A 7,505-nucleotide genomic window follows, 5' to 3' on the forward strand; every position below is an offset into this window, starting at 1 on the left:
GGGTCACGATCCCTTCGCCGGAACGATCTGGAGGTACACCATGGTCAGGATCAGGTTCGCGAAGAACAACAGCAGGAACGTGATCACCACAGACTGGTTCACCGCGTCACCGACGCCCTTGGGTCCGCCCTTCGGATGGAGGCCCTTGTACGCGGCGATGACACCGGCGATGACACCGAAGACGGCCGCCTTGAGCTCGCCGACCCAGATGTCGGGAAGCTGCGCGAAGGCCGAGAACGATGCCAGGTACGCACCGGGATTACCCCCTTGGAGGATGACGTTGAAGAAGTACCCGCCCGCGATACCGACCACGGACACGAGGCCGTTGAGCAGGATCGCGACGAGGACCATGGCAAGCACCCGAGGCACGACGAGGCGCTGAATCGGGTTGATACCGAGAACCTCCATGGCGTCGATCTCTTCGCGGATCGTCCGCGCACCGAGATCCGCCGTGACGGCCGAGCCCGCAGCCCCGGCCACCAGTAGTGCCGTCACCAGCGGGGAACCCTGCTGAATGACGGCGAGCACGCTGGCCGCTCCCGTGAACGACTCCGCACCGAGCTGCTTGATGAGCGATCCGGTCTGCAGTGACACCACTGCGCCGAACGGAATCGCGACCATTGCCGTCGGCAGGATCGTGACGCTGGCGATGAACCAGGCCTGTTCGATGAACTCACGGAACTGAAAGGGCCGTTTGAACGTGTTTCGTGCGACGTCGACGAAGAGCTCGACGATGTTTCCGGCCTGCGTCAGCGCACCGTTGACCGGCCGCAAGACCGAGCTGCGGGTAACCCCCATCCGATATGCCTACCCTTGCCCGTGAGTGGTGTTTTCGTACCCTTCGCCCCGGTATGCGGGGATGACCTGTGTGTCTTCCTGGCTGTATGCGTAGTCGTAGCCCCCGCCGCCGTTTCCGCCGGAAGTCTCGTCGAGGCTTTCCTGGATGGCGATCTGGGCATTCTCCGGCAGGGTGTGCATGATGTGCCGGACGCGTTCCTGGCGGCGGGCGACGGCCTGCCGGAACGGCATCCCCGGCGTCGCCTTCATCTGCGGGACGATGCCCTCGACGTCGTCGACACCACCGGCGTGGTGACCGGCGTCGACCATCGCCTGCTCCTGCGCCATGGTGGCCTCGTCCTTCTCCTCCGACATCCCGATCGGACCGATCATCGTGCCGTTCAGGAACTGCTTGACGACCGGCTCCTCACTGGTGAGCAGCACCTCCCGCGGACCGAACATCACCAGATGCCGGCGGAACAGCATGCCGATGTTGTCCGGCACCGTCCGCGCGAGGTTGATGTTGTGCGAGACGATCAGGATCGTCGCATCGATCTCGGCGTTGATGTCGATCAACGTCTGCGAGATGTAGGTGGTACGCACCGGATCCAGACCCGAGTCCGGTTCGTCGACGAGGATGATCTGCGGGTCCAGCACCAGGGCCCGGGCCAGGCCCGCACGCTTGCGCATACCACCGGAGATCTCGCCCGGCAGCTTGTCCTCGGCCCCGAGCAGGCCGACGAGCTCCATCTTCTCCATCACGATCTTGCGGACTTCGGACTCGGACTTCTTGGTGTGCTCGCGCAGCGGGAACGCCACGTTGTCGAACAGGTTCATCGAGCCGAACAGGGCACCGTCCTGGAACAGCACTCCGAACAGCTTGCGGATCTCGTAGAGCTCCTTGCTGGAGCACTCGAGAATGTTGGTGCCGTCGATCACGATCGAGCCCTGCTCCGGGCGGAGCAGACCGATCAGCGACTTCAGGAACACCGACTTACCCGTACCCGACGGCCCGAGCAACGCACTGACCTCACCGGCGGGGAGGGTCAACGTGACGTCCTGCCAGATCCTCTGCGAGCCGAACGACTTGGTCAGTCCCTCGACGGATACCTCGACTCCCACCATTACCTCCGCGACCGTTCGATGCACTCACCCCGTGTGGGTTGCGTCACTGTATCGCATCGACGTGTTACCTGTGACAAGGGATGCTACTCATGAGTAAGGAAGCATGCCAACAGCGGGTCCCACTATGCAAAACAATGCGTCTGAACTGGGATAACGGTAGCGAAATTTCTGGTCGCGCGTCCAGCTTTCGGCCAGGAATCTCGACACTCCGAAGCCGTCTGCGGACGCGAAAAGAGGGCCACTCCCCACGGATGGGGAGTGGCCCTCTTCGTCTGCTCGGCGAGCAGCGCGGGAGAGACCGTCTTACTTGACGGTGATCTTCGCGCCGGCAGCCTCGAGCTTCTCCTTGGCGGCGTCGGCCGCGTCCTTGGCAACCTTCTCCAGGATGGCCTTCGGAGCGCCCTCGACGAGGTCCTTGGCTTCCTTCAGGCCGAGGCCGGAAACGACCTCACGGACGACCTTGATGACCTGGATCTTCTTGTCGCCGGCCGACTCGAGAACGACGTCGAACTCGTCCTGCTCCTCAGCAGCCTCAGCGGCAGCCGGTGCTCCGCCTGCAGCGGCAACGGCAACCGGGGCAGCGGCGGTGACCTCGAAGGTCTCCTCGAATGCCTTCACGAACTCCGAGAGCTCGAGGAGGGTGAGCTCCTTGAACTGGTCCAACAACTCTTCGGTGCTGAGCTTCGCCATTGTGGCGGTCCTTCCTGTAAGTCCCATGTCGCTGATCCGCGACCGGGCGGGGTTATAGCAGTGATGCGCGGGTGCGGATCAGCTTTCGGCTGCAGCCTCGGCGGGAGCTTCGGCAGCTCCGCCTTCTGCGGCCTTCTTTTCCTGCAGAGCAGCAGCCAGTCGGGCCACCTGCGAAGCAGGAGCGTTGAACAGGCCTGCGGCCTTTGCCAAGTTGCCCTTCATCGCGCCGGCAAGCTTGGCCAACAGGATCTCGCGGGACTCGAGGTCCGCGATCTTGTTGACCTCGTCCACGGACAGCGCAGCGCCGTCCATGTAGCCGCCCTTGATGATGAGCGCCTTGTTGTCCTTCGCGAAGTTCTTCAGAGCCTTCGCAGCATCGACGGGCTCGCCCTTGATGAATGCAATGGCGGTCGGACCGACGAAAAGGTCATCAAGGCCCTCAACGCCCGCCTCAGCAGCGGCACGCTTGACCAGGGTGTTCTTGGCGACGGAGTAGGTGGCACCTTCTCCGAGAGCGCGTCGCAGTGTCGTGATGTTGCCCACCGTCAGACCACGGTATTCCGTGATCACAGCAGCGGTCGAACCCTTGAACTGCTCGGTGATCTCCGCAACCGCGGAAACCTTCTCAGGCTTTGCCATACTTCGCCTCCTCTCATGACAGTCGTTATCCCACTTCGGAACCGCTGCGCACCGCCGGGTATCCCGGAGCACACAATCCACGACATGCAAAACGCCCCGGTGCAGGGCACACGGGGCGTGAAAGGAAACGATACGGTCGGGGCGCGAGCCCACAGCCGAAACGCATCCCCCTACCTCGTCCTCCTGCGTGGGCCGCCGGACATTCCCGGACTTTCAATCGCGCCCTCACGGAAGCGATCACCAACGGTCTTGGGTAGAACATGATTTGGGGTGAAGCTCAAATACTGCATTGAACTCCGCACGACAGATTACGGCATGGCCTGCACAACCGCCAAATCGCGGCCGGACTCCACCTCGATGACGTGACCGGCGTCACTACACGCACGGCAGTGTGGTTCATCAGACTGAAGCTGCGCCAATTATCTGTTACGTGACGTTACATATATGAGCTAGCTTTTCCTCATGACAATCCTCGAAGCCCGAGCCGTCGTGGCCGGGTCCCGGACGCGCCGCTTCCTCGCGCTCGCCGTGATCTGCCTGGCCGAACTGCTGGTCGTGCTCGACAACACCATCGTCAACGTCGCTCTCCCGTCGATCGGTGTCGAACTCCGCACCAGTGTCAGCGGCCTGCAGTGGGTCGTCGACGCCTACACACTGACGTTCGCAGGCCTGCTCCTGGCGTTCGGCAACCTCGGCGACCGCTACGGCCGTCGACGCGTCATGGTCATCGGCCTGATCGGCGTCGCCGTCATGTCGATCGCCGGCGCCAACGCCGAAAGTCTGGGGCAGGTCATCGCGGCCCGCGCGGCGATGGGTGTCTTCGCGGCCGCCGTCTTCCCCGCGACCCTCGCCCTCGTCATCAACATATTCACCGACGTGCGGGAACGGGCGCTGGCCATCGCCGCCTGGACTGCAATGGCCGGATTCGCAATCGCCATCGGGCCGATGGCCGGCGGGTGGCTGCTCGAGCACTTCAGCTGGCACTCCGTTTTCTGGATCAACGTACCGATCGCGGTGGTCGCGGCAGCAGCGACGCTGCTCCTGGTGCCGGAATCGCGTGCCTCCGTCATCGGACGCATGGACCTCGTCGGAATCGCCGCCTCGATCACGGGAATCACCGTCCTCGTGTGGGCCATCATCGAAGCCCCCCACCACGGGTGGACGTCGTCGGTCACCGTCGGTGCCGCCGCCCTCTCGATCGCAGTCGTGATCGGATTCGTCTACTGGGAGCTGCGCACCGAACATCCGATCCTCGACCTGCGGCTGTTCCGCAACCGCAGGTTTTCCCTGCCCGCGCTCGCGATCGCCATCGGGTACTTCTCGATGTTCGGCTTCCTGTTCCTCATCACGCAGTACTTCCAGGGTGTCCGGGAGTACACGCCGTTCGAGTTCGGTGTCGCATCGCTGCCGTTCGCGGTGTCGGTAGCGGTCGGCGCACCATTCGCCACGCTTCTGGCTCAGCGAATCGGGACGACCCCGGTCATCGTGTTCGGCCTCCTCCTCACCGGCGTCGGCCTGTACCTCGGCGGTCAGGTGGCCGTCGACAGCAGCTATCTGACGGACGTCCTCCCGTCGATGGTGTCGATGGCGCTCGGCTTGGCCATCGTGCAGGGGCCCGCGACAGAGTCGATCATGGCGTCGCTGCCCCTCGACGAGGCCGGAGCAGGCTCGGCCGTGAACGACACGACCAGGGAAATCGGAGGAACGCTCGGTGTCGCCGTGCTCGGATCGATCGTCGCGTCGTACTACGCGACGACGATGAGTCCGCTGCTCGACCGGATTCCGGCCGCGTTGATGAACGACGACGAGAAGGGCTTCGCACGCGCGACGGTCCTGAGTGTGCTCGAGATCCGCAAGCGGGAGATCCCGCCGTTCCTCGAACAGCAGCGTGAGAATCTCATCCTCACGATGAAGACGACGGTCCTGCAGGGGTCGCACACTGCGTCGCTCGTCGCGGCGGGCGCCGTGGTGGTCTGCGCGGTCGTCGTCGCGATCTTCATGCCCTGGGCGCCGGCACGCACGGATTCCGTGATGCTGGCGTGGCGGAAGAAGACCGAACCGGGAACCGTCGACGAAGACTGAACCCGGAAAAGCAGTTCGGCCGGTACGGAAGATTTCCGTACCGGCCAAACTGTGTGAAGCGTGACTTACGCGTCGGCATCCTCGAGAAGGTTGCGGGTGCGGTTCGGGTCCACCGGGATGCCCGGGCCGGTGGTGGTCGAAACGGTGACCTTCTTGACGTAGCGGCCCTTCGCGGAGGACGGCTTCGCACGCAGGATCTCGTCCAGCGCGGCGCCGTAGTTCTCCACCAGCTTGGCGTCGTCGAACGATGCCTTGCCGATCACGAAGTGCAGGTTGGCCTGCTTGTCGACGCGGAAGTTGATCTTTCCGCCCTTGATGTCCGCGACAGCCTTCGTGACGTCAGCCGTCACGGTGCCGGTCTTCGGGTTCGGCATCAGGCCACGCGGTCCGAGGACGCGGGCGATGCGGCCGACCTTGGCCATCTGATCGGGAGTCGCGATGGCGGCGTCGAAATCGAGCCATCCACCCTGAATCCGCTCGATGAGGTCCTCGGCGCCGACGGCGTCGGCTCCAGCTGCCTCGGCCTCGGCGGCCTTCTCTCCGACTGCGAACACGATGACGCGGGCGGTCTTACCGGTGCCGTGCGGCAGGTTGACCGTGCCGCGGACCATCTGGTCCGCCTTGCGGGGGTCGACGCCCAGACGGACGGCAACCTCGACGGTCGCGTCCATCTTGCTCGACGACGTCTCCTTCGCCAGCTTCGCAGCCTGCAGCGGGCTGTACAGCTTGTCGAAGTCGATCTTCTCAGCGGCGGCGAGATACGCCTTGCTGCGCTTTGCCATTTCTTCTGTCCTAACTTCTCACCGCAGTGTGTGTCTTGTCTGCGGTGGTGAATGGTTCAGTAGTGGTCTGGGCCTGGCCGGCCCTCCCACGCTTTCTTCGACGGCGGTGCCGTCAGTCGATCGGCGACGGTGATTCCGTCGATCGATCAGGGCCGACTCAGCCGTTGACCGTGATACCCATCGAGCGTGCGGTGCCGGCGATGATCTTCGCGGCCTGCTCGATGTCGTTCGCGTTGAGGTCTTCCTGCTTGGTCTTCGCGATTTCGCGCACCTGATCCATGGTCACGGAAGCAACCTTGGTCTTGTGCGGCTCGCCGGAGCCCTTCTGCACGCCTGCAGCCTTGAGCAGCAGCTTGGCAGCCGGAGGGGTCTTCAGCTTGAAATCGAAGGTCCGGTCTTCGTAGACCGAGATCTCGACCGGCACCACGTTGCCGCGCTGGGACTCAGTCGCCGCGTTGTAGGCCTTGCAGAACTCCATGATGTTCACGCCGTGCTGACCAAGCGCGGGACCCACGGGCGGTGCAGGGTTAGCCTGACCGGCCTGGATCTGAAGCTTGATGAGCCCTGCGAGCTTCTTCTTCTTGGGGGGCATCTCGTTTTCCTAATTCTTGCTGGGTGTGTTTCTTGCTACTGCAGTGCAAGTATGTGCCGCTAGATCTTCGCGACCTGCGTGAAGGACAACTCGACCGGGGTCTCACGACCGAAGATCGAGACCAGGACCTTGAGCTTCTGCTGCTCGGCGTTGACCTCACTGATGCTGGCGGGCAGCGTGGCGAACGGGCCGTCCATGACGGTGACCGACTCGCCGACCTCGAAGTCGACCTCGATGAGAGGCTTCGCGAAGCTCTCTCCGCCGGTCTCCCCCGCCGCAACGGTCGCCGCGGCAGCCTGCTTCTTCTGCTCCTGCTGCGGGAGCAGGAACTTGGTCACCTCGTTGAGGGTCAGCGGGGACGGACGTGACGTCGCACCGACGAACCCGGTGACGCCGGGCGTGTTGCGCACAGCTCCCCAGGACTCGTCGTTGAGATCCATGCGGACCAGAATGTAGCCGGGCAGAACCTTGCGGTTGACCTGCTTGCGCTGTCCGTTCTTGATCTCGGTGACCTCTTCGGTGGGAACTTCCACCTGGAAGATGTAGTCGCCGACGTCGAGGTTCTGGACGCGGGTCTCGAGGTTGGCCTTGACCTTGTTCTCGTAGCCCGCGTACGAGTGAATGACGTACCAGTCACCGGGTGCGCGACGCAGAGCAGCCTTGAGTTCCGCAACGGGATCCTCGGGCTCTTCGGCAGCCACAGCCTCGTCGGCGGTCTCGGCCTCGTCGGCGGTCTCGGCCTCGTCGGCGGTCTCGGCCTCGTCGGCGGTCTCGGCCTCGTCGGCGGTCTCGGCCTCGTCGGCGGTCTCGGCCTCGAC

The 7,505-nt window shown here is 63.9% G+C and carries 8 protein-coding genes; 1 reads left to right on the forward strand and 7 read right to left on the reverse strand.

Annotated features, from left to right (window positions below):
• Positions 1 to 3: 3 nt before the first annotated feature.
• The 4 genes from ACFVJ3_RS12585 to rplJ all read right to left on the reverse strand — a co-directional run bounded on the left by ACFVJ3_RS12585 (position 4) and on the right by rplJ (position 3,231).
• Positions 4 to 798 carry an ABC transporter permease gene (locus ACFVJ3_RS12585; protein ID WP_005252107.1) on the reverse strand — a complete coding sequence of 265 codons (795 nt, stop codon included), beginning with the start codon at positions 796 to 798 and terminating at the stop codon, positions 4 to 6.
• 9 nt (positions 799 to 807) lie between these two features.
• Positions 808 to 1,902, reverse strand: coding sequence for an ABC transporter ATP-binding protein (locus ACFVJ3_RS12590; RefSeq protein WP_005571709.1), 1,095 nt, complete (start codon positions 1,900 to 1,902; stop codon positions 808 to 810).
• A gap of 303 nt (positions 1,903 to 2,205) precedes the next feature.
• Positions 2,206 to 2,592, reverse strand: coding sequence for a 50S ribosomal protein L7/L12 (gene rplL, locus ACFVJ3_RS12595; protein WP_005252104.1), 387 nt, complete (start codon positions 2,590 to 2,592; stop codon positions 2,206 to 2,208).
• A 78-nt stretch (positions 2,593 to 2,670) separates the two neighbouring features.
• Positions 2,671 to 3,231, reverse strand: coding sequence for a 50S ribosomal protein L10 (gene rplJ / locus ACFVJ3_RS12600; RefSeq protein WP_005252102.1), 561 nt, complete (start codon positions 3,229 to 3,231; stop codon positions 2,671 to 2,673).
• Positions 3,232 to 3,693: 462 nt separating this feature from the next.
• Between rplJ and ACFVJ3_RS12605 the strand changes: the two genes are divergently transcribed.
• Positions 3,694 to 5,313 carry an MFS transporter gene (locus tag ACFVJ3_RS12605; RefSeq protein ID WP_378452360.1) on the forward strand — a complete coding sequence of 540 codons (1,620 nt, stop codon included), beginning with the start codon at positions 3,694 to 3,696 and terminating at the stop codon, positions 5,311 to 5,313.
• 65 nt (positions 5,314 to 5,378) lie between these two features.
• On the opposite strand, the gene rplA is transcribed toward ACFVJ3_RS12605, so the two are convergent.
• From rplA to nusG, 3 genes are all read right to left on the reverse strand, one after another.
• Positions 5,379 to 6,095, reverse strand: a complete 717-nt coding sequence (gene rplA / locus ACFVJ3_RS12610) for a 50S ribosomal protein L1 (protein ID WP_005252097.1) — start codon at positions 6,093 to 6,095, stop codon at positions 5,379 to 5,381.
• 157 nt (positions 6,096 to 6,252) lie between these two features.
• Positions 6,253 to 6,687 (reverse strand): 50S ribosomal protein L11, encoded by a 435-nt coding sequence (rplK, locus tag ACFVJ3_RS12615; protein WP_378452361.1) that lies wholly within the window; start codon positions 6,685 to 6,687, stop codon positions 6,253 to 6,255.
• Between the two features lie 59 nt (positions 6,688 to 6,746).
• Positions 6,747 to 7,505 (reverse strand): transcription termination/antitermination protein NusG (gene nusG, locus ACFVJ3_RS12620; RefSeq protein ID WP_378452362.1); only part of this gene is annotated, 759 nt, incomplete at its 5' end.

This window comes from Rhodococcus sp. NPDC127593 (assembly GCF_042671975.1).
Taxonomy (GTDB): domain Bacteria; phylum Actinomycetota; class Actinomycetes; order Mycobacteriales; family Mycobacteriaceae; genus Rhodococcus_F.

Coding starts and splice junctions, on each gene's coding strand:
- ACFVJ3_RS12585 (WP_005252107.1), bottom strand. CDS start 798: ATGGGGGTTACCCGCAGCTCGGTCTTGCGGCCGGTCAACGGTGCGCTG.
- ACFVJ3_RS12590 (WP_005571709.1), bottom strand. CDS start 1,902: ATGGTGGGAGTCGAGGTATCCGTCGAGGGACTGACCAAGTCGTTCGGC.
- rplL (WP_005252104.1), bottom strand. CDS start 2,592: ATGGCGAAGCTCAGCACCGAAGAGTTGTTGGACCAGTTCAAGGAGCTC.
- rplJ (WP_005252102.1), bottom strand. CDS start 3,231: ATGGCAAAGCCTGAGAAGGTTTCCGCGGTTGCGGAGATCACCGAGCAG.
- ACFVJ3_RS12605 (WP_378452360.1), top strand. CDS start 3,694: ATGACAATCCTCGAAGCCCGAGCCGTCGTGGCCGGGTCCCGGACGCGC.
- rplA (WP_005252097.1), bottom strand. CDS start 6,095: ATGGCAAAGCGCAGCAAGGCGTATCTCGCCGCCGCTGAGAAGATCGAC.
- rplK (WP_378452361.1), bottom strand. CDS start 6,687: ATGCCCCCCAAGAAGAAGAAGCTCGCAGGGCTCATCAAGCTTCAGATC.